Source organism: Kitasatospora sp. Root107 (assembly GCF_001424875.1).
Classification (GTDB): Bacteria; Actinomycetota; Actinomycetes; order Streptomycetales; family Streptomycetaceae; genus Kitasatospora.
In genome coordinates, this window is the sequence record NZ_LMCT01000012.1 from 95,776 (window position 1) to 121,179 (window position 25,404).

General features: G+C 71.4%; 22 protein-coding genes. 9 read left to right on the forward strand and 13 right to left on the reverse strand.

Annotated elements, in window-relative coordinates:
• Window positions 1-3: 3 nt before the first annotated feature.
• Genes sdhD through ASC99_RS12100 form a run of 3 tightly spaced genes read left to right on the forward strand, consistent with a single transcriptional unit; the run spans window position 4 to window position 3,039 of the window.
• A complete protein-coding gene (gene sdhD / locus ASC99_RS12090; RefSeq protein WP_057231153.1) occupies window positions 4-495 on the forward strand; it encodes a succinate dehydrogenase, hydrophobic membrane anchor protein in 492 nt (163 codons plus the stop codon).
• Window positions 496-523: 28 nt separating this feature from the next.
• A complete protein-coding gene (sdhA, locus tag ASC99_RS12095; protein ID WP_057231155.1) occupies window positions 524-2,266 on the forward strand; it encodes a succinate dehydrogenase flavoprotein subunit in 1,743 nt (580 codons plus the stop codon).
• Window positions 2,266-3,039 carry a succinate dehydrogenase iron-sulfur subunit gene (locus ASC99_RS12100; RefSeq protein WP_057231157.1) on the forward strand — a complete coding sequence of 258 codons (774 nt, stop codon included), beginning with the start codon at window positions 2,266-2,268 and terminating at the stop codon, window positions 3,037-3,039. The genes sdhA and ASC99_RS12100 overlap by 1 nt, the downstream gene beginning before the upstream one ends.
• A gap of 57 nt (window positions 3,040-3,096) precedes the next feature.
• On the opposite strand, the gene ASC99_RS12105 is transcribed toward ASC99_RS12100, so the two are convergent.
• Window positions 3,097-4,578 carry a hypothetical protein gene (locus tag ASC99_RS12105; RefSeq protein WP_057231159.1) on the reverse strand — a complete coding sequence of 494 codons (1,482 nt, stop codon included), beginning with the start codon at window positions 4,576-4,578 and terminating at the stop codon, window positions 3,097-3,099.
• Between the two features lie 89 nt (window positions 4,579-4,667).
• Window positions 4,668-4,913 (reverse strand): SCO4848 family membrane protein, encoded by a 246-nt coding sequence (locus ASC99_RS12110; protein ID WP_057231161.1) that lies wholly within the window; start codon window positions 4,911-4,913, stop codon window positions 4,668-4,670.
• Between the two features lie 138 nt (window positions 4,914-5,051).
• Between ASC99_RS12110 and ASC99_RS12115 the strand changes: the two genes are divergently transcribed.
• Window positions 5,052-6,263, forward strand: a complete 1,212-nt coding sequence (locus ASC99_RS12115) for a D-alanyl-D-alanine carboxypeptidase family protein (protein WP_369824180.1) — start codon at window positions 5,052-5,054, stop codon at window positions 6,261-6,263.
• Window positions 6,264-6,270: 7 nt separating this feature from the next.
• On the opposite strand, the gene ASC99_RS12120 is transcribed toward ASC99_RS12115, so the two are convergent.
• The 3 genes from ASC99_RS12120 to ASC99_RS12130 form a co-directional block, all read right to left on the reverse strand.
• Window positions 6,271-7,194 carry a YihY/virulence factor BrkB family protein gene (locus ASC99_RS12120; RefSeq protein ID WP_057232098.1) on the reverse strand — a complete coding sequence of 308 codons (924 nt, stop codon included), beginning with the start codon at window positions 7,192-7,194 and terminating at the stop codon, window positions 6,271-6,273.
• 89 nt (window positions 7,195-7,283) lie between these two features.
• Window positions 7,284-8,243: a class I SAM-dependent methyltransferase gene (locus ASC99_RS12125; RefSeq protein ID WP_057231163.1), complete on the reverse strand. Its 960-nt coding sequence runs from the start codon at window positions 8,241-8,243 to the stop codon at window positions 7,284-7,286.
• A gap of 256 nt (window positions 8,244-8,499) precedes the next feature.
• The gene (locus ASC99_RS12130; protein ID WP_057231165.1) at window positions 8,500-9,516 is read right to left on the reverse strand and encodes a glycosyltransferase family 2 protein; all 1,017 of its coding nucleotides are present in this window, start codon (window positions 9,514-9,516) and stop codon (window positions 8,500-8,502) included.
• A 348-nt stretch (window positions 9,517-9,864) separates the two neighbouring features.
• Here ASC99_RS12130 and ASC99_RS12135 point away from each other — a divergent pair, with 348 nt between their 5' ends.
• Window positions 9,865-13,365 carry a bifunctional glycosyltransferase family 2 protein/CDP-glycerol:glycerophosphate glycerophosphotransferase gene (locus ASC99_RS12135; RefSeq protein ID WP_057231167.1) on the forward strand — a complete coding sequence of 1,167 codons (3,501 nt, stop codon included), beginning with the start codon at window positions 9,865-9,867 and terminating at the stop codon, window positions 13,363-13,365.
• A gap of 225 nt (window positions 13,366-13,590) precedes the next feature.
• Window positions 13,591-16,101 carry a CDP-glycerol glycerophosphotransferase family protein gene (locus ASC99_RS12140; protein ID WP_057231169.1) on the forward strand — a complete coding sequence of 837 codons (2,511 nt, stop codon included), beginning with the start codon at window positions 13,591-13,593 and terminating at the stop codon, window positions 16,099-16,101.
• Between the two features lie 11 nt (window positions 16,102-16,112).
• Here the strand turns inward: ASC99_RS12140 and ASC99_RS12145 are convergent, their stop codons facing one another.
• The 6 genes from ASC99_RS12145 to ASC99_RS12170 form a co-directional block, all read right to left on the reverse strand.
• Entirely contained in the window at window positions 16,113-16,673 is a 561-nt protein-coding gene (locus tag ASC99_RS12145; protein ID WP_057231171.1) for a 2'-5' RNA ligase family protein, read from the reverse strand.
• Complete coding sequence (gene trpS, locus ASC99_RS12150) at window positions 16,673-17,710, reverse strand: tryptophan--tRNA ligase (RefSeq protein ID WP_057232100.1); 1,038 nt, start codon at window positions 17,708-17,710, stop codon at window positions 16,673-16,675. Before trpS ends, ASC99_RS12145 begins: the two co-directional genes overlap by 1 nt.
• Window positions 17,711-17,740: 30 nt before the next feature.
• Window positions 17,741-18,622, reverse strand: a complete 882-nt coding sequence (locus tag ASC99_RS12155; RefSeq protein WP_057231173.1) for a hemolysin family protein — start codon at window positions 18,620-18,622, stop codon at window positions 17,741-17,743.
• 83 nt (window positions 18,623-18,705) lie between these two features.
• On the reverse strand, window positions 18,706-19,695 hold the full coding sequence (locus tag ASC99_RS12160; protein ID WP_057231175.1) for a malate dehydrogenase: 990 nt from the start codon (window positions 19,693-19,695) through the stop codon (window positions 18,706-18,708).
• A 203-nt stretch (window positions 19,696-19,898) separates the two neighbouring features.
• A complete protein-coding gene (locus tag ASC99_RS12165; RefSeq protein WP_057231177.1) occupies window positions 19,899-20,300 on the reverse strand; it encodes a DUF3017 domain-containing protein in 402 nt (133 codons plus the stop codon).
• A 5-nt stretch (window positions 20,301-20,305) separates the two neighbouring features.
• Complete coding sequence (locus ASC99_RS12170) at window positions 20,306-21,163, reverse strand: bifunctional methylenetetrahydrofolate dehydrogenase/methenyltetrahydrofolate cyclohydrolase (protein WP_057231179.1); 858 nt, start codon at window positions 21,161-21,163, stop codon at window positions 20,306-20,308.
• Window positions 21,164-21,372: 209 nt separating this feature from the next.
• Here ASC99_RS12170 and ASC99_RS12175 point away from each other — a divergent pair, with 209 nt between their 5' ends.
• The 3 genes from ASC99_RS12175 (at window position 21,373) to ASC99_RS12185 (ending at window position 23,014) form a co-directional block, all read left to right on the forward strand.
• The gene (locus ASC99_RS12175) at window positions 21,373-21,762 is read left to right on the forward strand and encodes a DUF4190 domain-containing protein (RefSeq protein WP_057231181.1); all 390 of its coding nucleotides are present in this window, start codon (window positions 21,373-21,375) and stop codon (window positions 21,760-21,762) included.
• Window positions 21,763-21,764: 2 nt separating this feature from the next.
• Window positions 21,765-22,178 (forward strand): DUF2752 domain-containing protein, encoded by a 414-nt coding sequence (locus ASC99_RS12180; RefSeq protein ID WP_200948324.1) that lies wholly within the window; start codon window positions 21,765-21,767, stop codon window positions 22,176-22,178.
• A gap of 143 nt (window positions 22,179-22,321) precedes the next feature.
• Window positions 22,322-23,014: an RDD family protein gene (locus ASC99_RS12185; RefSeq protein WP_057231184.1), complete on the forward strand. Its 693-nt coding sequence runs from the start codon at window positions 22,322-22,324 to the stop codon at window positions 23,012-23,014.
• 37 nt (window positions 23,015-23,051) lie between these two features.
• On the opposite strand, the gene purH is transcribed toward ASC99_RS12185, so the two are convergent.
• Window positions 23,052-24,632 carry a bifunctional phosphoribosylaminoimidazolecarboxamide formyltransferase/IMP cyclohydrolase gene (gene purH / locus ASC99_RS12190; RefSeq protein ID WP_057231186.1) on the reverse strand — a complete coding sequence of 527 codons (1,581 nt, stop codon included), beginning with the start codon at window positions 24,630-24,632 and terminating at the stop codon, window positions 23,052-23,054.
• Window positions 24,629-25,234: a phosphoribosylglycinamide formyltransferase gene (gene purN / locus ASC99_RS12195; RefSeq protein ID WP_057232102.1), complete on the reverse strand. Its 606-nt coding sequence runs from the start codon at window positions 25,232-25,234 to the stop codon at window positions 24,629-24,631. The genes purH and purN overlap by 4 nt, the downstream gene beginning before the upstream one ends.
• Window positions 25,235-25,404 lie beyond the last annotated feature (170 nt).

Genomic DNA, 25,404 nt, shown 5'->3' on the forward strand with positions numbered 1-25,404 from the left:
ACGATGGCTGCTGACACCAACGAGACCCTGGTGGTCCCCTCCGTCCACGCCCACACGGGCCAGGGCCTGGGCACCGGGAACCCCGCCGACGCCTTCGTCGTCGAGCCCCCGCGTGCGCGTACCAAGAAGACCCCTCGCCGTACCCGCACCAATTTCGAGATGCTCGCCTGGCTGTTCATGCGCCTGTCGGGTGTCCTGCTGGTCGTGCTGATCCTCGGTCACCTGCTGATCATGCTGGTGCTCGACGGCGGCGTGTCGAAGATCAACTTCGCCTTCGTAGCCGGTCGCTGGGCCTCGCCGTTCTGGCAGGGCTGGGACCTGCTGATGCTGTGGCTCGCCATGCTGCACGGCAGCAACGGCATGCGCACGGTCATCAACGACTACGCGGAGAAGGACTCCACCAGGCTGTGGCTGAAGACCCTGATGGGTGCCGCGACCGTCTTCACGGTCCTGCTCGGCACCCTGGTGATCTTCACCTTCGACCCGAACATCTAATCGGCCAGCCAGAGGCGACGTAGACCCCATGCAGATTCACAAGTACGACACCGTCATCGTCGGCGCCGGTGGCGCGGGCATGCGCGCGGCCATCGAGTCGACCCAGCGCAGCCGCACCGCAGTGCTGACCAAGCTGTACCCCACTCGCTCCCACACCGGCGCGGCCCAGGGCGGCATGTGCGCCGCCCTCGCCAACGTCGAGGAGGACAACTGGGAGTGGCACACCTTCGACACGGTCAAGGGTGGTGACTACCTGGTCGACCAGGACGCCGCCGAGATCATGTGCAAGGAGGCCGTGGACGCCGTCCTCGACCTGGAGAAGATGGGTCTCCCCTTCTCCCGGACCGAGCAGGGCCGGATCGACCAGCGCCGCTTCGGCGGTCACACCCGCAACCACGGTGAGGCGGCCGTCCGGCGGTCCTGCTACGCCGCGGACCGCACCGGCCACATGATCCTGCAGACGCTGTTCCAGAACTGCGTCAAGCACGGCGTCGAGTTCTTCAACGAGTTCTACGTCCTGGACCTGCTGATCAACGACGGCAAGACCGCGGGCGTCGTCGCCTACGAGCTGGCCACCGGCGAGATCCACGTCTTCCAGGCCAAGTCGGTGGTCTTCGCCTCCGGCGGCACCGGCAAGTTCTTCAAGGTGACCTCCAACGCGCACACCCTGACCGGTGACGGCCAGGCGCTGGTCTACCGTCGCGGCCTGCCGCTGGAGGACATGGAGTTCTTCCAGTTCCACCCGACGGGCATCTGGCGGATGGGCATCCTGCTCACCGAGGGCGCCCGCGGCGAGGGCGGCATCCTGCGCAACAAGGACGGCGAGCGCTTCATGGAGCGCTACGCCCCCGTCATGAAGGACCTCGCGTCCCGTGACGTCTGCTCCCGCGCGATCTACACCGAGATCCGCGAGGGTCGCGGCTGTGGCCCGGACGGCGACCACGTCTACCTGGACCTGACGCACCTTCCGCCGGAGCAGCTGGACGCCAAGCTCCCGGACATCACCGAGTTCGCCCGGACCTACCTCGGCATCGAGCCCTACACGGACCCGATCCCGATCCAGCCCACCGCGCACTACGCGATGGGTGGCATCCCGACCAACGTCCAGGGTGAGGTGCTGCGCAACAACACCGACGTGGTGCCCGGCCTGTACGCGGCCGGCGAGGTGGCCTGCGTCTCGGTGCACGGCGCCAACCGCCTGGGCACCAACTCCCTGCTCGACATCAACGTCTTCGGCAAGCGGGCCGGTATCGCCGCCGCCGACTACGCGCAGACGGTGGAGCACACCGAGCTCCCCGAGAACCCGGCCGAGAAGGTCGTGGCGATCATCGAGGGTCTCCGGGACTCCGAGGGCACCGAGTCGGTCGCGCAGATCCGCAAGGAGCTGCAGGAGACCATGGACACCAATGCCATGGTCTACCGCACCGGCGAGACCCTGAAGCAGGCCGTGGCCGACATCGCCGGGCTGCGCGAGCGGTACAAGCACGTCGCGATCCAGGACAAGGGCCAGCGCTACAACACGGACCTGCTGGAGGCCGTCGAGCTGGGCAACCTGCTCGACCTGGCCGAGGTGCTGGCCGTCTCCGCGCTCGCCCGCGAGGAGTCGCGCGGCGGTCACTACCGCGAGGACTTCCCGACCCGCGACGACGTGAAGTTCATGCAGCACACCATGGCGTACCAGGAGGTCGCCGCGGACGGCACCACCTCGATCCGCCTCGACTACAAGCCGGTCGTCACGACCCGCTACCAGCCGATGGAGCGTAAGTACTGATGAGCACTCCGACCGTGGAGAAGCACTCGGCCGCTCTGGACGCGGCCGAGGTAGGCGGCGTCAAGCTGATCACCGTCACCCTCAGGATCCGCCGGTTCAACCCGGAGGAGCTGCCGGACCCGGTGTGGGTCGACTACCAGCTGGAGATGGACCCGAAGGAGCGCGTCCTGGACGCCCTCAACAAGGTCAAGTGGGAGCAGGACGGCACCCTGACGTACCGCCGTTCCTGCGCGCACGGCATCTGCGGCTCCGACGCGATGCGGATCAACGGCCGCAACCGGCTGGCGTGCAAGACCCTGATCAAGGACGTCAACCCGGAGCAGCCGATCACGATCGAGGCCATCAAGGGCCTCACGGTCCTCAAGGACCTGATCGTGGACATGGACCCGTTCTTCCAGGCGTACAAGGACGTCATGCCGTTCCTGATCACCAGCGGGAACGAGCCGACCCGCGAGCGCCTGCAGACCGCCGAGGACCGCGAGCGGTTCGACGACACCACCAAGTGCATCCTGTGCGCCGCGTGCACCTCCTCCTGCCCGGTGTTCTGGAACGACGGCCAGTACTTCGGCCCGGCGGCCATCGTCAACGCGCACCGCTTCATCTTCGACTCGCGTGACGAAGGTGCCGAGCAGCGCCTGGAGATCCTGAACGACCGTGAGGGCGTGTGGCGTTGCCGCACCACCTTCAACTGCTCCGAGGCCTGCCCGCGTGGCATCGAGGTCACCAAGGCGATCCAGGAAGTGAAGCGGGCCCTGGTGACCCGCCGCTTCTAGTCTTCGCCACGAACTGAGGGCCCGTCCGGTGTCTGCCGGACGGGCCCTCAGTCGTTGCTACTTCAGGAGCCCCAGGTCCTTGGGGTTCGTCACGCCGCTGAAGGTGACCAGGTGCCGGTCAGCGGTGACCGCGTACAGGTCCGACGCCCCGTCACCGTCGCCGTCGCCGGTGCTGCCCAGGGTCGGGTACTGCGCGACCGGGAAGCTGCCGAGCACCGTCCCGGCCGCCGGGTCAGCCAGCGCCGAGAAGTCGTACGCGCCGGCGGCGTCGCGCGGGACGGCGTACGCCCGCAGCGTGCCGGTCGCCTTCTCGCGGGCCCAGACCGTGAGGTTGCCGGCCGCGTCGGGGCCGGGACCGATCAGCTGGTATCCACCCCAGTTACCGGTGGTGGTGACGCGGCTGGTCTCCCCCCAATAGCCCTCCACGGCGGCCACCCAGAGATCCCCGTCGACCAGGGCGAGCTGCTGCAGGCCTTCCGGGGCCGAGCGGGCACCCGAACCGATCGACACCTGCTGCTCGGCCCGGGACCAGTCGAGCCCCTCGGCCGCCGGCAGACGGGTGTAAATCGCCGACAGCCGGGCGGGGTCGAGGCCACCCCGGTAGAGGTAGTAGCCACCGGCCGAGCCCGGTCGGCGGACCAGTACGTCGTCCACCGGGTTCGTGTTCCGGGACCAGCCGCCGTGGGTGATCTCCAGACCGTCCCAGCTGCCCGTACCGCCCGGCGCGACCTGGGCCGGGATGACGGCGCTCGGCTCGGTGCCGGTGGCGTCCGCGCTGATCACCTGGAGGTTGCCCGCCAGGTCGGTCAGCACGATGTCCGGGACACCGTCGGCGTCCACGTCGCCGAACGCCTTGGGGGCGTTGGCGTTCCAGGGGGCGTAGAAGGTGTAGACGGTCGGCCCGGTGACGTTGCCGGCCCGGTCCACGGCCTGGACCTGGAGCACATGCGTACCCCAGTCACGCGGCCTGAGCGTGACCGTCGCGGAGCCGTCGGCGGCCGCCGGGACGGCGCCCTCGCAGCCACCCCCGACACCGATCGTGCCGTCCAGCACGTACCGGTAGCAGGCCACCCCGGAGCCGGTCTCGGTGGCGCGGAAGGTGAAGACACCCTTCTGGCCCGCGAACTTGTTGGCGCCCTCGGCCGGGAAGTCGGTGGAGCTGACCGCCGCGACCGGCGCGGTGACGTCCACCCCGAAGCCGCACTTGGCGGTGGGCTGTCCGCCGCCCTGCGGCCAGAACCGCCAGGCGTACCGGTGACCGTCCGTCAGCGCCTCGGGGGTGACGGACAGCTGTCCGGCCAGAGCGTCGACCTGACGGCCCACCAGCTTCGTGCCGGTGGTCTCGTCCCAGAGCCCGAACCGGGCACCCGTACCGGAGGTGGTCCCGGTCAGGACCGGGGTCGTGGTGCTCAGCCAGTCCGCTGTGCAGGCTGCGGTGACCTGGTCGAGCGAGGCCGCCGACGCGGCCGGGGCCGAGAGCAGACCGGAGACGGCCGCCACCGTCGCGGCGGAAGCCAGCAGCCGTCGAGAGAGAGTCACTTGGAAATCCCCACCCAGAAGAAAAAAGGGTGCGCCGTGTACGCCCCCGGCGGGGATCCTGGCATTTCCGCCGGGTGGGGGCAATGCCTTTAGGCCCGGCGGAGGGTGCGCAGGCTGCGGACGCCGACGGCGCCGACCAGCAGACCGAGCACCAGGGAGGTGACGGTCAGCAGCAGGTGGACCCAGAAGAAGGTGGTGGGCTGCCCGTGGTCGCCGTTGGTGAAGGCCTGGCCGCCGGAGTCCTTCCAGAGGTTCTTCAGGAAGGTGGTCCAGATGATCACCGACCAGACGCCGAAGGCGGTGAGGAACCAGGAGGTGCGGCGGCCGAGCTTCATGGGAGGTCCTAGCGGGCGGGGGCGGAGCTGTCCGGTCCAGTATGCGGAGTGGGCCGGGCGGGCCAACCGGCGGCACTCGTTCGGGGGACGATGGCGGCGCGGCGGGCCGTCGGCGGGGCGTCCGGGTACGGTCCGTGGGTGCCCACACTCCGTCACTTCGTGTACCGGTGCGCCGCGGTGGCCGCGGCCGTCTCGCTCTGCTCCGCCGGAGTGCCCTGGCAGGAGCCGCCGCCCGGGGTTTCCACGGTGGGCGGCGAACGGCTGGGGCAGCCAGGGGTGCAGCTGGCTCCGTCGGCCGGTGCGCCGCCGCTGCCCGCCGGGCTGACCGGGCAGTCCTGGCTGGTGGCGGACGCGGGCAGTGGTGAGGTGCTGGCCTCGAACAACGCGCACCTGCGGCTGCCGCCCGCGAGCACGCTGAAGATGCTGTTCGCCGACACCGTGTTGCCGAAGCTCGACAAGAACACCGTGCACCGGGTGACCGACGCCGAGCTGGCCGGGATGGGCCACGGCAGCAGCATGGTCGGGATCAAGGAGAACCTGGACTACCGGGTGGACGACCTGTGGCGCGGGGTGTTCCTCAGCTCGGGCAACGACGCGGTCCGGGTGCTGGCGCACATGAACGGCGGGATCGCCGAGACGGTGGCTCAGATGCAGGCCAGGGCGCAGGCCTTGGGCGCGCTGGACACCCAGGTGGTGACACCGGACGGGTACGACACGGACGGGCAGCTCTCCTCGGCGTACGACCTGACGCTGTTCGCCCGGTCCGGCCTGCGCAACCCGGACTTCCGGGTCTACTGCGCCACCCGGGACGCGCAGTTCCCCGGGCTGGTCGACAAGACCACCGGGGTGCGCGGCAGCTTCGGCATCGCCAACACCGACCGGCTGCTGGGCAAGTACCAGGGACTGATCGGGGTGAAGAACGGCTACACCACCAACGCCGGGGCCACCTTCACCGGCGCGGCCGAACGGGGCGGCCGCACGCTGCTGGTGACGGTGATGCGCCCGGCCGGCTACCAGCAGGTCTACGACGAGACGGCGGCGCTGCTGGACTGGGGCTTCGCCGCGGCCGGCAAGGTCACCCCGGTCGGCCGGCTGGCCGACCTGCCGCCCGCCCCCGCCGCCCCCGCTGCGCCCGCCGCCCCCGCCGGGGGTACCGGAGGAGCCACCGGCCCGGCCACCGCCGCCGAACCGCCGCAGGCCGCGCCGGTGGAGCAAGCGGAGCAGGTGGAGCAGGTCGCGGCGGTGCCCGTACCCGAGGGGATCGGCTGGCCCGGCTGGCTGGCCGCCGGGCTCTGCCTGGCCACCGTGGTCGGTGCCGTGTACTGGGTCAGGCGCCGGCCCACCCGCTGACCCGGCGTCAGCGGTCCTCGGCCGGCGGCTCGGCCACGCTCTCCAGCAGGGCGTCGGCCTGTGCCCTGGTCCTGGCCCGGGCCGCGGCCGGGTCGGCCAGCGCGGTCCAGGAGGCGCAGAACAGCAGCAGCCGGCAGACGAAGTTGATCCAGAGCAGCAGCGCGACCGGCACGCCGAAGGCCCCGTACAGGCTCTTGCCCGCGACCGAGCCGAGGTAGGAGGAGAGCAGCAGCTTGAGCAGCTCGAAGCCGACCGCGCCGATCAGGGCGCCCTGGAGCAGGGCGCGGCGCCGCTGCTGCTCGGTGATCCGGGGGAACGGGCCGAGCAGGTAGGCGAACAGCACCAGGTCGGCGGCGACCGCGATCAGGAACCCGACCAGGCTCAACAGCCAGCCCACGCTGTCGAGTTCGAGCCACTCGGCGGCCCTTCGGGCCAGCGTGGTGGCCAGTGCCGAGGCGCCCAGCGAGACCGCCGAGACCAGGCCGAGGCCGAGCAGCACCGCGCAGTCCCAGAGCTTGCCGATCACCGGGTTGCCCGGTTCGGCGGGCAGCCGCCACATCTCCCGGATCGAGCCGCGCATGGTCGCCACCCAGCCGAGCCCGGAGATCAGCAGCAGTACACCGCTGATCAGCCCGACCGTGCCCGCGTTGGCGACCAGCGAGGGCAGGTCGAGCGAGTCGGACAGGCCGGGCAGCTGGTCGGCGATGTCCTGCTGGAGCTGGTCCACCCGGCTGTCCGAGAGCGCGGCCACCGCGATCGCCAGCGCCACCGTGAGCAGCGGGAAGAGCGCCAGGAAGGCGAAGAAGGTGACGGCCCCGGCCAGCCGGTTGCCCTGCACCTCGGTGAAGTGGGCGTACACCAGCCAGGGTCGGCTGCGGAGCACTCGGGCGGCCAGCGGGCCGATCACCGGGAGTTTGGTCAGGAATTCCACGGCCACCTTGCCGGTCGGGTCCGGAACGTCCGGTCCTGTATACCGGCCCGACCGGGGGCCGGAGCGTCAACGCTCCGGCCGACGGCGGCTCACTTCGCGCGGCGGGCCCGGCGGACGGCGGAGGTGACCACCGGCGGGAGCAGGTCGACGGCCACCCGCTTGGCCACCTCGACCGGGCGGCGGGCGACGGCGGCCTTCGCGCGACGGCCCGCCAGGTCCTCGGCGGCGGCCCGTCCCTTCCGGGACTTGGCCTCCTTGACCAGCCGGTCGTGGTGCCGGGAGACCGGGAAGTCGGCGATCCGGTCGGGCTGGCCGTCGAGGCGGAGCACCCGCTGCCCCGCGATGGTGTCGGTCACCACCCAGACGCCGGAGGCGCCGCCGGAACTGGCCAGCAGGGCCTCCTGCGCGGGCACCGGGTCGCCCCAGGTGCCGTAGAACTTGCACTCGGTCAGCAGGATCGGCCGCAGCCCCAGGTTGAACACCGCCTCCCAGGTTGCGGCGGCCACGCCCGGGGTGTGTGCGGAGCGGTAGTCGTCCAGCACCAGCACCCCCTCCTTGGCCAGCGCGTCCCGGGCGACCTTGATGTCGCCGGCCACGTGCTCGTACAGGTGCGAGGCGTCCACGTGGACGAACCGACAGCTGCCCGCCGGGATCCGGCCGTCGGCCAGCACCGAGGTGGGGGCCTGGATCAGTTCGGGCAGCTGGTCGTGGAAGGCCAGGTAGTTGACCTCGAACGCCTCGCGGGTGAGCGTCTTGCGGTACGACATGGTCATCTCGGCCGAGTTCTCGTCGTCCGGGGCGTCCGAGTCGAACAGGTCACAGACCGTGAACCGCTCGCCGGACTGGAGATGACGGCCCATCACGATCGCACTGCGGCCGAGGTAGGCACCGAGCTCCATCAGGTCGCCACCGACGCCGGCCTGCTCCTGACGGTCCAGGAACCACTCGAAAGCGTGCCGGTCCAGATCCCAGAACCAGCCCGGAACGTCACCCAGCACCGCCGGTTCGACGATTCTGGGGCTGTCGCTGGTCGCGGTGCTTCCGGTCATCGGTACTCCTCACAGCTGCACGGCCGACCGCCACGGACGGCCCAACCGGAGCAACGACCCGGTGCCGTCCGGGTGACCACCGCTCCTGGGTGAGCTTCGGTACGGATGGTTGACCGCCCTCACCCGCCAGGTGCGGATTCACCCGTCCGGCGGCCTGCCGTCACGGCACGCTGTCCCTTAGGTGCGCGCGACACTACCGCACCGGCGCCCGGCCTTAAAGGGCTCCGACCGCCCCGATCGCGGACCGGGCGGAGCGCTACCCGCGCCCCCGGGTCAGCCTGCCGAGAGCGGCCCGGCCGCGGGCCGGCAGGCGGAACCCCTGGTACGTCAGAAACCGTCCACGGCTGAGCAGTTCGGTCCGCAGGCCCCCGACGCCCGGGGCCCGCCGGTAGTCGGCCGGGCGCAGCCGGGCGCAGTGCTCGGCGGCCCGGCGGAAGTACGCGCGGCGGTCGCCCGGCGGGATCCGGCCCGGCTTGGAGACCACCGTACCGAGGTGGTGCAGCATCCGGCCGTAGACCACCGGGCGCCAGCGGGCCAGGTCGGGGCGGCGGTCCAGAAAGGCGAAGACCCGGTCGTACTGGTCGAAGATGTCGAAGTGCCTGCGGGTCGCGGTGGCCAGGATGTTGCCGCCCTCGCGCCGCTGGCGGTAGTGCACGCCGACCAGGTCGAGCACGGTGATCCGGCCGGCGGCCAGCAGGGCCGGGAAGGTCCAGGGGGTGTCCTCGTAGTACCCGGCCGGGAAGGTCAGGCCCTGCTCGGCGAGGTAGCCCCGGCGGTAGGCCTTGTTCCAGACCACCATCAGCAGGTCGAGCAGGTCGGGGCGCAGGTCCAGGTCGAAGACCGCGGGGCCCGGACGGGCGAAGACCGGGGCGGAGTCGGAGCGGACCACCCGGCCGTCCCAGTACGTGCGGGCGTAGTCGTAGACCAGCAGGTCCGGGTCGGCGGTGGCCTTCAGCCGGTCCTCGACTGCCTGCAGCAGACCGGGGGTCAGCGTGTCGTCGCTGTCCAGGAAGATCACGTAGTCGCCGGTGGCGACCTCGAGGCCGGCGTTCCTGGCCCGGCCGAGGCCGACGTTGGCGGCGAGGTGCAGCACCCGGATCCGCTCGTCGCGCCGGGCCGCCTGGTCCAGCAGGGCGCCGCAGCCGTCGGGTGACCGGTCGTCCACCGCGATCAGCTCGAAGTCCGGACAGGACTGGGTGAGCACCGAGTCGAGACACTCGGCCAGGTACTCCTCGACCTGGTAGACCGGGACGATCACACTGAAGCGGGGCATTTGCCCCTCATTCTAGGGGCCCCGGGACGGCGGGATTCCACCGCGACGCCCGGCCTCCACCCGGTGAGGTGCGGGCCGGCGTGCCGGTCACCCACGTGCTGGAGCACCTGGCGAACACGCCGGACAGGCCGGACTGCGGATCGGGCGCAGCTACTCCTTCCCGCTGCCCGGGGTGGCCGGAAGGGTCTTCCGGGACAACGAGTACGTGCTGGTCGGCATCGTGCCCTGCCGGGTTGCGGCACCGTGGGAGAGGACGGGCCGGACGGTAGGATCGCGGAAGACCTGTGTTCGGTCGCAGAGACTGGGCACAGCTGGTCGCACGTCCCCGATGAAAGGCCCGCGCAGCCGATGGCCCCCCGCCTCTCCGTCGTCGTCCCGATCTACAACGTCGAGCGCTACCTCGAGGAGTGCCTGGACTCGATCGCCGCCCAGACATTTGGTGACCTTGAATGTGTGATGGTCGACGACGGCTCCAAGGACGGCAGCGCGGCGCTCGCCGAGGCCTATGCCGCCAAGGACTCGCGCTTCCGCCTGGTCAGGCAGGAGAACAAGGGTCTCGGTGCGGCCCGTAACACCGGCTACCGGCACATCTCGCCGGACACCGAGTTCCTGAACTTCGTCGACAGTGACGACACCCTGCCGCCCAGCGCGTACGAGCTGATGATCGGCACGCTGGAGGAGACCGGCTCGGACTTCGTCACCGGCAACGTGCTGCGCTTCCGGGCGGTGGGGTACTACCCGTCCGGCGGGCACCGCAAGCCGTTCGCCGAGACCAGGCTGAAGACCCACGTCACCGAGCTGCCCAGCCTGGTCACCGACCGGACGGCGTGGAACAAGGTCTACCGCCGCTCGTTCTTCGACGCGGCCGGCGTGCTGTACCCCGAAGGCATCCTGTACGAGGACCTCTCCGAGCCGATCTACCACTGGCGCGAGCGCGAGGTCGGCGAGATGTCGATCACTCAGATGCGCACCAATCCCAAGGGGTTGGTCGACCGGGTCAAGTCGATGGAGCTGGTCCGGGCCTGGCTGCTGGCCAGGCCCGAGCCGGAGTTCAAGGAGCACCTGCGCTCCTACGACGAGAACAACCTCGTCGAGGAGATCCCGATGTTCTTCTGGTCCGTCCTGGAGGGCGACCAGGACTACCGGGAGGCCTACCAGACGAACGTCAGCCGGCTGCTCCGGGCGATCGGCCCCGAGCAGGTCCGCAAGCTGCGTGCGCCGCTGCGGCTCAAGTACCACCTGACGCTGCAGAACCGGATGTCCGAGTTCGTCGACCAGATGGAGTTCGAGAAGGACAGCAACGGCGCCGCCCCGGCCCGCGGCCTGCTCCGTCCGTACGCCGACTACCCGTTCCTGCGCGGTGGCCGCAAGAGCGTGCCCGCCGACGTGCTGCGGCTGGACAACGCGCTGGTGATGCGCAGCCGGCTGTACGACTCGGCCTGGGAGGACGGCAAGCTCAAGATCACCGGGCACGCCTTCCCCGAGCACCTGGGCGCCGAGAACCGGCACGACATGGTCAAGGTGCTGGTGCTCCGGGAGGCCAAGGGCCGCCGGGTGCTGGCCGTGCAGACCAGGGCCATGTACAGCCCGGAGGCCACCGCCTCCTCGCCGCACGACCTGTACAACTGCGACTGGGCGGGCTTCTCCGCCGTCATCGACCCCAAGCGGCTCAAGCACCGGGGCGAGTGGCGGGACGGCTCCTGGCGGGTGCTGATCGCGGGCATCGGCAAGGGCGGCGTCTACAAGGGCCGGATCTCGGGCGGCTGGAGCGACAACGCCGAGTACCCGCCGGTGCAGTGGGTCGAGGACGACGTCCGGATCGTGCCGTGGCTCAAGAACAACCACGTCTACCTGCGGGTCGAGCGGGTCCGGGTGCGCGCCCTGACGGTCAGTGAGCAGGGTGGCGAGATCACCTTCACGGGGCAGGTCGGCTCCGGCGCCGACCTGGCCGGGGTGCAGCTGCGAATGCTGCACACCGAGTCCGACCGCGAGCTGCTCTTCCCGGTCGAGCTGGGCACGCCGGCCGGCCGCGACGTGCCGTTCACCGCGAGCTTCCCGATCGATCGGCTGACCGCCGTCCGCGAGGCCTGGGACGCGCTCGACCCGGCCGCCGAGGAGCGGCTGCGGGACCGCTGGGCCACCGAGCTGCTGCTCGCCGACGGCACCACCCTGCCGGTGGTGATAGACGACCGCCGGGCTCCCCAGCAGCTCAACCTGCCGATCCTGAACGGGACCAGGGCGCTGTTCTCCAAGCCCTCGCCGAGCGGGTACCTGCAGTTCACCGACCAGGTGCTGCAGCCGGTGGTGGACGAGATCGTCCGGGCCAAGGACACCGAGGGCTTCCTGCTCAGCGGCAGCTTCCCGCTGCCGGGCAGCCACCACTACGAGCTGGTGATCCGGCACAGCTGGCTGGAGGAGGAGCACCGCTACCCGGTCGAGATCACCGACGGCCGGTTCCGCGCCGCGCTGCCCGCCGTGCCGACCGCCTCGTTCGCCGGGCAGGTCCCGCTGCACCGCGGCACCTGGGCCGTGGTGTTCCGCCCGGTCGGCGCCGAGCCCGGCAGCCTCTGGCCGCGCGCGCTGCTCGCCTCCTCCTGCCACCGCGGACTGCCGCTGGAGATCCAGGCCCGCGGCCGCCGGGTGGTGCTGGAGCGCCGCACCTACGACAGCCTCTCGCTGGAGTCGCACTCCGACCTGCTGCCGGAGGAGCGCAGCGGCTACCGCCAGCGCCGGCTGCGCAACGGCTTCGCCGAGGCCCAGCGTGCCCCGCTCACCGACACGGTGCTCTACGACGCCGGGCTGGGCAGCCAGTACGCGGGCTCGCCGCGGGCCGTGCACGAGGAGCTGGTCCGCCGGGGCGCCCCGCTGCGGCACGTCTGGACCAGCACCGACATGCAGGCCGACCTGCCGCAGACCGCCGAGCCGGTCCGGCAGTTGAGCCCCGAGTGGTACGAGCACCTGGCCACCGCCAAGTACGTGGTGACCAGCGCCCACCTGCCGGACTTCTTCGTCCGCCGGCCCGGCCAGGTGGTCCTGCAGACCTGGCACGGCACCCCGCTCAAGCGGATCGGCCACGACTTCGAGAAGGTCTGGTTCACCGACTCCGAGTACCTCAAGCTGCTCGACCGCGAGGTCGCCCAGTGGAGCCTGCTGGTCTCCGGCAACACCTTCTCCACCGGGGTGCTGCGGCGGGCCTTCAAGTACCAGGGCGAGATCCTGGAGTCCGGCTGCCCGCGCAACGACGTGCTGCTCGCCCCCGACCGGGAGAAGACCGCCGAGCAGGTCCGCGAGCGGCTCGGCCTGCCCGAGGGCAAGAAGGTGGTGCTGTACGCGCCGACCTTCCGGGAGGACCGGCGCCGGCCGCAGGGCGGCTACCAGCTCGACCTGCGGATCGACCTGGAGGCGGCCCAGGCCGCCCTGGGTGAGGACCAGGTCCTGCTGATCCGGGCCCACGAGCTGATGTGCGGTCAGGTCCCGGGCGCGGGCAACGGCTACGTCTGGGACGTCGGTACCTACCCCGACATGGCCGACCTGCTGCTGATCGCGGACGTCCTGGTGACGGACTACTCCTCGGTCACCTTCGACTTCGCGAACACCGGCAAGCCGATCCTGTTCTTCACGCATGACCTGGAGCACTACCGGGACAACCTGCGCGGCTTCAGCCTCGACTTCGAGGCGGACGCGCCGGGCCCGCTGCTGGCGACCTCGGCCGAGCTGGTCGAAGCCCTCGGCGGGGTCGACGCGGTGGCCGCGCAGCACGCCGACGCGTACGCGGCCTTCCGGCAGAAGTACTGCGACCTGGACGACGGCCAGGCCTCGGTCCGGGTGGTCGACGCCCTGCTCGGCTGACCGGAGTCGAACCGATGTCCGGACCAAGCCCGGACATCGGTTCGACCAGGGCCCCCGATCGGGTCGTCCTCAGGGCCTTCCCGACCGCATCGGTTGACCTGCCGGTCCGGCGGGTATGTCATGGCGCTCACAGTCCGTGTCAGGGTCGGCACCGTCGATCCACGGCAGCCGGCCGGACCGTCGGCCGTCCTGCGGCCGACCGCGCCGCCCAGGAAGCCGCCCGCGATGCCCGTAGCCCGTTCCCGCCTTCTGCTGCCGTCCCCTCGATCGTCGAGACCGACGACCCCCGCCGCGCCCGCCGCCGCGCCGCCCGCCGCCCTCGCGCTCGGGCTGCGCTCCGCCAGGTGGACCGGAGGACGGCTGGAACTGACCGGCTTCGCCCGCCGGGACGACCGCGGCAGCGGCAAGGTCCGCAGTTCCTTCACCGTGCTGGAACTCGCCCGCCCCGGCCGGCCGCCGATCCGGTTCCGCACCCGGCCGCTGCGGCTGCCCGAGGTGACCGAGGACAGCGCGCAGAGCGACCACAACCACGACTGGGCCGCCTTCACCGCCACGGTCGACCCGGAGCGGCTGCGCACCGGCGACGGCGCCTGGCCGGATGCCGAGTGGGAGGTCAGCGCCGGGCTGCTGCGCGCCCTCGGGCCGACCGGCGTGCGGCGCGAACGGGGCCCGCTCCGGCCGCACTGGTGCGGCTCGGGCGAGTACCCGCCCGCGCACTGGGTGGAGCAGAACGTCCGGGTGCTGCTGTACTTCGCCGACCAGCGACTGCGGCTCAAGGTGCACCGGGTGTGGAGCCGGCTCACCGGCCTCCGGCCGGTGGACGACGGCCTCGAACTCACCGGCTGGGCCCACGACCTGCCGCCCGGCACGGTGTTCCGGCTGTCGCACTGCCACACCGGGGCCGAGAGCCGGCACCCGGTCGCCGCCACCGGCCGGGACTTCACCGTCCGGCTGCCGTTCGAGGCGTTCGCCACCGTCGGAGCGACCACCGCCTCCTGGCACGGCGAACTGCTCCGGCCGGACGGCTCCACCGAACGGCCGGTGCTCGACGAGCGCCCCTGGCCCGGCGGCCTGCTGCTCGCCCGGCCTGCGGGCGGTGCCCTGCTGGTCCGTCAACTGGCCGATGGGTACCCGCAGTTCTGCGTCCAGCCCGGTGCCGTACTGGTCGACCGGATCACCCCCGACCGGGACGGCTTCCGGCTCACCGCGCAGGTCGCCCTCCCCGGCGACGGCCCGTTGGAACTGGTGCTCCGGCACGCCAACGGCACCGGCGAGATCCGCCGTCCGGTCGAACGCGGCACCCCCGCCGAGCTCACCGTGCCCGCCATCGTGACCGCGCCCGACCTCAGCAGACGCCCGCTCCGGCGCGGCATCTGGGAGCTCCGGCTGCGCCCGGCCGGCCGGGCCGACGCCGAACAGCCCCTGCTGCTCAGCTCGCGGGCCCTGGCCCAACTCCCGTGCATGGTAGGGCTCGGAGCCACCGCGGGGGTGGTCGCCGGGGGCGCCAAGCGGGCCGTACTGCAGAGCCGCTGGCACAACACCCTGATCCTCGACTCCACGCCCGTCCTGGCGCCTGCCGAGCGCAGCCGGTACGCCCAGCGACGGCTGCGCACCGTCGACTACCCCGCCGCCCGGCGCCGGCCGCTCCGCCCCGCCGTGCTCTACGACGTGTTCGGCGGGCGCGGCTACGCCGACTCACCCCGCGCCGTCCACGCCGAACTCGCGCGGCGGGCAGTCCCGTTGGAGCACCTCTGGGTGGTGGACGACGCCCAGGCGGTGGTCCCGGCCGGGGTCCGGCCGATCCGCAGTCACAGCCCCGAGTGGTACGAGGCGCTGGCCACCTCGCGCTACCTGGTCGGCAACACCCACCTACCGGAGTTCCTCGAACGCCGACCCGGTCAGGTGGTGCTGCAGACCTGGCACGGCTCGCTGCTGAAGCGGATCGCCCACGACATGGCCAATCCCCTGCTGGCCAAGGCCGGTTACCTGGCCGCGCTCGACCGCGAGGTCCCGCAGTGGAGCCTGCTGCTCTCCCCCAGTGCCTTCGCCACCCCGATCCTGCGCCGCGCGTTCCGCTACACCGGCGAGGTCCTGGAGTCCGGCTACCCCAGGAACGACCTGCTGGCGGGCCCGGCGGACGCCTCGGCGGTCCGCCGCCGGCTCGGCATCCCCGACGACCGGCGGATCGTGCTGTACGCCCCCACCTGGCGGGAGGACCAGCAGCGGGCCAACGGCGACGGCTACCGGCTCGACCTGCGGCTCGACCTGGCCGCCGCCCGGGCCGCGCTCGGCGAGGACCACGTCCTGCTGGTCCGCCCGCACACACACGTGGCCGAGCCGCTGCCGGACGCCGGCGACGGCTTCGTCCTGGACGTCGGCGACTACCCCGACGTGCAGGAACTCCTGCTGGCCGCCGACGTGTTGGTCACCGACTACTCCTCGATCATGTTCGACTTCGCGATCACCGGCAGGCCGATCCTGTTCTTCACCTACGACCTGGAGCACTACCGGGACGCCCTGCGCGGCTTCTACTTCGACTTCGAACGCGAGGCCCCCGGGCCGCTGTTGGCCGATTCGGCCGAACTCATCGGCGCCCTGCGGTCGTTGACCACCGACAGCACACTGGCCGACCGGCACGCGGACGCCTACCGGAGGTTCCGCGCCACCCACTGCCGACTGGACGACGGCCGGGCCGCCGCCCGGGTGGTGGACCGCCTGCTCGAACTGGGCGGCTGAGCCGACCAGGGTCAGCCCGCACCGAAGGCGTAGCTGCGCAACGGGCGCCAGACCTCGTCCTCGCCGAACCGGGAGAGCACGAAACCGGGCACCGGGAAGGCCGCGTGGAAGGTGCGGGCCTCGGCGTACGCCCGGTCCAGCACCTCCTCGGGGAGACCGTGCGCGACCGTGACGTGCGGGTGGAACGGGAAGGCCAGCTCGCGGGCCAGCGGACCGGAGCGGACGGCCGCCTCCAGCGCCCGGCACTCCTGGGCGCCCTCCTCGACCCGGACGAAGACCACCGGCGAGACCGGCCGGAAGGTGCCGCTGCCCTGCAGCAGCATCGGGAACGGGGCGTGCCCGGCGGCCACCGCGCGCAGATGGGTCTCCACCTCGGCGAGCCGGTCTAGCGGGATCCCGGTCGGCGGCAGCAGGGTGACGTGGGTCGGTATCGAGCGGGCCAGTGGGTCGCCGTGCCCGGCCCGGGCGTCCTGGATCGCGGAACCGTACGGCTCCGGGACGTGTATGGACACGCCGATGGTGACGGCCTCGGGGAGGCCGTCACCGACGGGGGCGGGCACGGCGGTCGACATCAGCGCTTCGGCGGCAAGAAGCCGATCCGGTCGTACACGGTGGCCAGTGTCTCGGCGGCGACCGAGCGGGCCTTCTCCGCGCCCAGGCCGAGCACCCGGTCCAGCTCCGCCGGGTCGTCCAGGTAGGCCTGGGTGCGCTGCTGGAACGGGCCGACCCATTCGGTGAACAGCTCGGCCAGCTCGGTCTTCAGCGCGCCGTACATCTTGCCGTCGAAGTGCTCGACCAGCTGCTCGACCGACTGACCGCTGAGCGCGGAGTGGATCCGCAGCAGGTTGGAGACGCCGGCCTTGTTCTCCTCGTCGTAGGAGACCACGGTGCCGGTGTCGGTGACGGCGCTCTTGAACTTCTTGGCGCTGACCTTGGGCTCGTCCAGCAGGTTCACCAGGCCCTTGGGCGAGGAGGCCGACTTGCTCATCTTGGCAGTCGGGTCCTGCAGATCAAGGATCTTGGCCGTCTCCTTGAGGATGTACGGCTTCGGCACGGTGAAGGTGGGCTCATAGCGGGTGTTGAAGCGCTCCGCGAGGTCGCGGGTGAGCTCCAGGTGCTGGCGCTGGTCCTCACCGACCGGGACGGCGTCGGCCTGGTAGAGCAGGATGTCGGCGATCTGCAGGATCGGGTAGGTGAACAGGCCGACCGAGGTGCGGTCGTTGCCCTGCTTGGCGGACTTGTCCTTGAACTGGGTCATCCGGGCTGCCTCGCCGAAACCCGTCATGCAGTTCATGATCCAGGCGAGCTGGGCGTGCTCGGGCACGTGGGACTGGACGAAGAGGGTGCAACGCTCCGGGTCCAGGCCCGCGCCGAGCAGCTGGGCGGCGGAGACCCGGGTGTTCTCCCGGAGGACGGCCGGGTCCTGCTCGACGGTGATCGCGTGCAGGTCGACCACCATGTAGAAGGCGTCGTTGGCCTCCTGCAGGTCCACCCACTGGCGCACCGCACCGAGGTAGTTGCCGAGGTGGAACGAGCCCGAGGTGGGCTGGATGCCGGAGAGCACCCGGGGACGGTCCTTCGTCGGACCGGTGACCGCTGCGTTGACCATGAGCGCCATTCTTCCAGCTTCACCGACCGCTCAGGAAACCTCAGCCCCTGGAGGTTCCGACAGTGTGACGGCACTCACCCGGATCCGTTCGATCCGGCGGCCGTCCAGCTTGGCCACCGCGAGCCGCAGGCCGTCCTCGGTGGCCACCTGGTCGCCGGTGCTGGGCAGCTTGCCCAGCTCGCTGACCAGGTATCCGGCCACCGTCTCGTACGGACCCTCCGGCAGGGTGACGCCGGTCTCCTCGGCGAAGTCGGCCAGGTTGAGCAGTCCGTCGAGCTCCATCCCACCACCGGCCAACCGCCGGGTCGCGGTGGTGTCCTGGGCGTCGTACTCGTCCCGGATCTCGCCGATCAGCTCCTCGACCAGGTCCTCGAGGGTGACGATGCCCGCGGTGCCGCCGTACTCGTCCACCACGATGGCCAGGTGGTGGCCCTCCCGGCGCATCTCACCCATCGCCGCCAGCACCCGTTTGGTGGCCGGCAGCAGCTTCACCGGCCGGGTCAGCTCGCGGACCCGCAGGGCGTGCTCGCCGCGCGCCCCGTACAGGTCGCGGACGTGCACGAAGCCCGCCACCGAGTCGTAGGAGCCCTCCACCACGGGGTAGCGGGAGTGCGGCGAGCGGCTGGTCTCGGCGCGCACCTCGGCCAGCGGGCGGTCGGCGTCCAGGAAGGTGACCTCGGTCCTGGGGACCATCACCTCACGCAGCTGCCGCTCCCCCGCCGAGAACACGTCGGCGATCAACTCCCGCTCGTCGTGGCCGAGTTCGGTGTTGGCGGCGACCAGGCCGCGGAGCTCGGCGGAACTGATCGCGGGCTCCTCGCGGAGTCCCCTGGCGTAGCCGAGCAGGCGGCTCAGCGGGCGGAGCAGTTCGGCCGACGCGGCGGTGAGCAGCAGGAGCAGGGCGAGGGTCACGGGGGGTCAGTGTACGGCGACGGCCGGGCCGCCCCTGTCGGGGCGACCCGGCCGTTCGGGTGATCCGTGGCTCAGGCTCGGGCTCAGATGAGGCCGAGCTCCTTGACCGCGTCGCGCTCCTCGACCAGCTCGCCGACCGAGGCGTCGATCCGGGCGCGGGAGAAGTCGGAGATCTCCAGGCCCTGGACGATCTCGAACTTGCCGTCCTTGGTGGTGACCGGGAAGGAGGAGATGATGCCCTCCTCGACGCCGTACGAGCCGTCGGAGACGATGCCCATCGAGGTCCAGTCGCCCTCGGCGGTGCCGTTCACCCAGGTGTGGACGTGGTCGATGGCGGCGTTCGCGGCCGAGGCGGCCGAGGAGGCGCCACGGGCCTCGATGATGGCCGCGCCGCGCTTGGCGACGGTCGGGATGAAGGTCTCGGCCAGCCACTTCTCGTCGTTGACGGCCTCGGCGGCGTTCTTGCCGTTGACCAGCGCGTGGAAGATGTCCGGGTACTGGGTGGCCGAGTGGTTGCCCCAGATGGTGAGCCGCTGGATGTCGTTGACGGTGACACCGAGCTTCTTGGCGAGCTGGGCGACCGCGCGGTTGTGGTCCAGGCGGGTCATCGCGGTGAAGCGCTCGGCCGGCACGTCCGGGGCGTTGCGCTGGGCGATCAGGGCGTTGGTGTTGGCCGGGTTGCCGACCACCAGGACCTTGATGTCGTCCGCGGCGTTGTCGTTGATGGCCTTGCCCTGCGGGCCGAAGATGCCACCGTTGGCCTGCAGCAGGTCACCGCGCTCCATGCCCGCGGTACGCGGACGGGCGCCGACCAGCAGGGCCACGTTGGCGCCGTCGAAGGCGGTGGCCGGGCTGTCGGTGATGGTGATGTCGCGCAGCAGCGGGAAGGCGCAGTCGTCCAGCTCCATCGCGGTGCCCTCGGCGGCCTTGAGACCCTGCGGGATCTCCAGGAGGCGCAGGTTCACCGGCACGTCCGCGCCGAGCAGGTGGCCCGAGGCGATGCGGAACAGCAGCGCGTAGCCGATCTGGCCGGCCGCGCCGGTGACGGTGACGTTGACGGGGGTGCGAGTCATTTTCTGTCTACTCCAGCGATCGCCAGCCACGCCCCACGCGCGCCCGACGCGCTGGAGCCGAGGACGGTCTCTCGACATCGAGAGATCCGGCGTCAGGTTATCGCAAGCCCGCCGCCGGGGATGCCCACGGCACTGGCTGATACGTCACAACGGCCCCCGCCCGGGTGCGGGCGGGGGCCGTTCGTGGGAGTCCACCGCGAGCGTCAGCGCCGCTGACGGCCGATGAACTGCCCGATGTTGTCCAGCACCGAGAGCCGCAGCCACGGATCCGGCTGGGCGATCAGGGTGAGCAGCACGATCGCCCCGCCGAGGAAGGTCAGCACCGTCACGTCGGTGAAGCGGCTGCGCACCGCCAGCATGCCGACCTCGGGCAGCACCAGCCGGAGCACCGCCCCGATCAGCACCGCCCCGCCGACGGTCAGCAGGCCGTACTTGAAGTCACCGAACCAGGTGATGCCGAGCCCGGTCGCGACCAGGGCCAGCACCATCGTTATCGGCCACTGCCGGGCCGGCAGCGGGTGGCTGCGGTCCAGCGCCGCCGCCGAACCCTCCGGCGGCAGCGTGCCGGTGGTCTTCACCGGCCGTCGGCGTGACTTGGCCGCCATCGGCGTCAGCCGTTGGCGCGGCGCTCGGCCGCCACCACGATGTTGTTGAGCAGCATCGCGCGGGTCATCGGGCCGACGCCGCCGGGGTTCGGGGAGATCCAGCCGGCCACCTCGGCGACCGCGGGCTCCACGTCGCCCATGATCTTGCCCTCGCCGTCCCGGCTGACGCCGACGTCCAGCACGGCCGCGCCGGGCTTGACGTCCTGAGCCTTGATCAGGTGCCCGACGCCGGCGGCGGCCACGATGATGTCGGCCTGGCGCAGGTGCTTGGCCAGGTCCACGGTGCCGGTGTGACAGAGCGTCACGGTGGCGTTCTCGGACCGACGGGTCAGCAGCAGGCCGATCGAACGGCCGACGGTCACGCCGCGGCCGACCACCACGACCTCGGCGCCGTCCAGCTTGACCTCGTGCCGGCGGAGCAGCTCGACGATGCCGTACGGGGTACAGGGCAGCGGGCCCTCGATGCCGAGCGTGAGCCGGCCGAGCGAGGTGGGGTGCAGGCCGTCGGCGTCCTTGTCCGGGTCCATCAGCTCCAGGACGGGGTTCTGGTCCAGGCCCTTGGGCAGCGGGAGCTGGACGATGTAGCCGGTGCAGGTCGGATCGGCGTTGAGCTCGCGGACGACGTCCTCGACCTGCTGCTGGGTGGCGGTGGCCGGGAGCTCGCGCTGGATCGAGGCGATCCCGACCTCGGCGCAGTCCTTGTGCTTGCCGTTGACGTACCAGCGGCTGCCCGGGTCGTCGCCGACCAGGACGGTGCCGAGGCCGGGGACGATGCCCCGCTCCTTGAGGGCCGCCACGCGGACGGCGAGTTCGGACTTGATCGCGGCCGCGGTGGCCTTGCCATCGAGAATCTGGGCAGTCATGGCGCCATTGTCCCGGATCGTGGCCTGTGCTCGGCACGTGCCGTCCGGGTTGCGGTTGCGCCACAGTTCCGTCCAGGTGCCGATCGCCGCTGGACAGCCCCGGGGGCACCCGCCCACGATATGACCGGCACGACCATGCTCCGACGGCCGGTGACGGCCCGTCGGAGCGGCACGGGGGAGACAGCACAGCTCGGGGGGACCGAAGAACAGTGAGCAATCCGTACCAACAGCAGCCGCCCGATCCGTACGGGTACGGGCCGCCGCAGCAGCCGTACGCCGCGCCGCAGTACCCGCAGCCCATGCCCCAGCAGCCCGGCTACGGCTACCCGCAGCCGCCGGTACCGGCGCCCACGCCGAACAACCTCGCCGTCGCCGCCATGGTGCTGGGCTTCCTGAGCATCCTGATCTGCTTCTACGGGGCGCTGCTCGGCCCGGTCGGGCTGGGCCTGGGTATCGCGGGCCTGAACAGAGCCCGGCAGACCGGGACCGGCCGCAGCCAGGCGATCGGCGGCATGGTGCTCTCCGTCCTCGGGATCCTGATCGGGATCGCCGGTGTGGTCTTCTACTCGACCGTCGCCGACCTCTCCGAGAACTACTGATCGTGAACCACCAGTTGACGGCTCGCTGGACGAGTACGGCCGGTACGCCGCTGGGCGGTGCGCTGCGAATGGCGCTGCGCGGGGCCGGTGCGGCGGTGGCCGCGCTGACGGTCGCCGCGCTGCACGACGTGCACGATCCCGGCGCGCTCTGCCCGCTGCGCCGGTTCACCGGCATCCCCTGCCCCGGCTGCGGGAGCACCACGGTCTTCATCGAGGCCGGCCACGGGGCCTTCGGCGCCGGGCTGCTGGCCAACCCGGTGACGGTGGTGGTCGGGCTCGGCCTGCTGGTCGCGCCGCTCGGCCCGGGGCGCTGGTGGTGGCAACTCCCCAACCTCCACCGGAATGTCCTGATCGGTACCGCTTTAACGGTGTCCTGGCTCTGGCAGTTGCACCGCTTCGGCGTCGTACTTCCCTGACCCTGACGCTTTCTGACGGTAACTGACCTTCGCGGTGTCACCGCGTTCCGCTAATGTCCCACCCGGTCGGCAACTCAACTGCCTGTCCGTCCCAGGGTCTTCCTGTCCCGTCCCACACCTCACCATCCTGCCCGGAGGCACTGATGAGTTACCCGCCCGACCCGAACAACCCGTACAACCAGCCGCCGCAGCCCCCGCAGCAGCCGCAGCCCGGTTACGGCTACCCGCAGCAGGGCCCCCCGCAGGGCGCGCCGGGCTACGGCTACCCGCAGCAGCCCCCGCAGCAGCAGGGCTACCCGCAGCAGGGCTACGGCATCCCGCAGCAGCAGGGTTACGGCCAGCCCGGCGGCTACCCCAACGCCGGTCAGGTGCAGAACTTCTACGCGAGCTGGGGCTCCCGGGTCGCCGCGTACCTGGTCGACAGCCTGATCATCGGCATTCCGGCCGGTATCTTCTACGGCATCGGCCTCGGGGTCGGCGCCGAAGCGGCCGACTGTGTCAGCACCAGGTACGGCACGTCCTGCACCGGTGGCGGCGTCTCCGCCATCGGCATGCTTCTGATCGGCATCGGCGCGCTGATCGCGCTCGGCGGCGGGCTCTGGCTGGCATCGCAGCAGGGCAAGACCGGCCAGACCCCCGGCAAGAAGATGGTCAACATCCGGGTGGTCCGGGAGAGCGACGGCCAGCCGCTCGGCTTCGGTCTGACCATCGTTCGCTACCTGTGCCACTTCGTCGACGGCATCTGCTACATCGGCTACCTGTGGCCGCTCTGGGACGCCAAGAAGCAGACCTTCGCGGACAAGATCATGGGCACCGTGTCCGTCAAGTCCAGCTGACCGTACGGCAGATGCCCCGCACACCCAAGTTCCCGGGTCAGTGGAAGAAGTGCCGCGTCCCGGTCAGGTACATCGTCACGCCGGCCGCCTTCGCCGCCGCGATCACCTCGTCGTCGCGGACCGAACCACCCGGCTGCACCACGGCCTTGACGCCGCCGTCGAGCAGCACCTGCAGACCGTCCGGGAACGGGAAGAACGCGTCCGAGGCGGCGTACGAGCCCTGGGCCCGCTCGCCGGCCCGCTCGACCGCGAGCTTGGCCGAGTCGACCCGGTTGACCTGGCCCATCCCGACGCCGACCGAGGCGCTGCCCTTGGCCAGCAGGATCGCGTTGGACTTGACGGCCCGGCAGGCCCGCCAGGCGAAGGCCAGCTCGGCCAGCTCGTCGGCGGAGAGCGCGTCGCCGGTGGCCAGCGTCCAGCCCGACGGGTCGTCACCGGCCGCGTCGATCCGGTCCACCTGCTGGAGCAGGGCGCCACCGGAGATCGGGCGGACCTCGACCCGGTTGGCCGGAGCCTCGGCCGCGCGCAGCACCCGGATGTTCTTCTTCCGCGCCAGCACCTCGACCGCGCCGTCCTCGTACGCCGGGGCCACCACGACCTCGGTGAAGATCTCGGCGATCTGCTCGGCCAGCTCGACGGTGACCGCACGGTTGACCGCGATCACACCGCCGAACGCGGAGAGCGGGTCACAGGCGTGCGCCTTGCGGTGCGCCTCGGCGACGTCCGCACCGGTGGCGATGCCGCACGGGTTGGCGTGCTTGATGATCGCGACGGCCGGCTCGGCGTGGTCGTACGCGGCCCGGCGGGCGGCGTCGGTGTCCACGTAGTTGTTGTACGACATCTCCTTGCCGTGCAGCTGCTCGGCGCCCGCCAGGCCACCGGTGCCATCGGTGTAGAGAGCGGCGCCCTGGTGCGGGTTCTCGCCGTAGCGGAGCACGTTCTGCCGCTCGTAGGCGGAGCCGAGGAAGGCCGGGAACGCCTCGGTGTTCTCGGTGTAGCCGGAGCCCTCGAACCAGGAGGCGACCGCCACGTCGTAGGCGGCGGTGTGCGCGAAGGCCGCACCGGCCAGCCGCTTGCGGGTGAGCAGGTCGAAGCCGCCGCCCTGAACCGCCGTCAGCACGTCCGCGTAGCGGGCCGGGTCGACCACGACGGCGACCGAGGGGTGGTTCTTGGCCGCCGCGCGGACCATCGACGGGCCGCCGATGTCGATCTGCTCGACGCACTCGTCGGGGGTGGCGCCAGAGGCGACCGTGGCGGTGAACGGGTAGAGGTTCACCACCACCAGGTCGAAGGGCTCGATCTCCAGCTCGGCCAGCTGCGCACGGTGCGAGTCGAGGCGCAGGTCGGCGAGCACACCGGCGTGCACGCGGGGGTGCAGCGTCTTCACGCGCCCGTCCAGGCACTCCGGGAAGCCCGTCAGCTCGGAGACCTCGGTGACCGGGACGCCGGCGGCGGCGATCCGGCCGGCCGTCGACCCGGTGGAGACGATGGTGACCCCGGCGGCGTGCAGGCCCTGGGCCAGCTCCTCCAGACCGCTCTTGTCGTACACGCTGATCAGCGCGCGGCGGATCGGGCGGATGTTCTCCGAGACGGGGGGCGTGGTGGAGCTGGCACTCATGCCGGAATCCATACCTTTCGGTCCTCGATACGGTGACCCTCGCGAGCCAGTCGGCCCACGACGTCGACGAGCAACTGACGCTCGACAGTCTTGATGCGCTCGTGCAGCGCGACACCGCCGTCGGCGTGGTCGGTCTCCTCGACCGGCACCACACCCTGCGCGATGATCGGCCCGGTGTCCACGCCGCCGTCCACCAGATGGACGGTGCAGCCGGTCACCTTCACCCCGTACGCCAGCGCGTCGGCCACGCCGTGCGCGCCGGGGAAGGCGGGCAGCAGCGCGGGGTGCGTGTTGACGATCCGTCCGGCGAACGCGGCGATGAACTCCGGGCCGAGGATCTTCATGAACCCGGCGGTGATCACCAGGTCAGGACGGTGCCCGGCGACCGAGGCGGTCAGCGCGGTGTCCCAGGCGGAGCGGTCGGCGTGGTCCTTGATCCGGTGCACGAAGACCGGCAGGCCGGCCTGTTCGGCCCGCTCCAGCCCGGCGATGCCGTCCCGGTCCGCACCGACCGCGACGATCTCGGCCCCGTAGGCCGGGTCGGCGACGGCGTCGATCAGCGCCTGCAGGTTGGTGCCCGAACCGGAGACCAGCACCACCAGCCGGGCCGGGCCCGGGGTGCGCGGCGGGAAAGTCTGGCTACGGGCGGTGCGGGCGGACTGGGCGGAACCTGCGGCCACTGCGCGATTCTCCGTACGTCGTTGCGCCCGCTGGTACATCCACCGTCGGTGGGGCCACTACGGGCGGCGCCAGGTCGCGTCGGGAGGCGGCG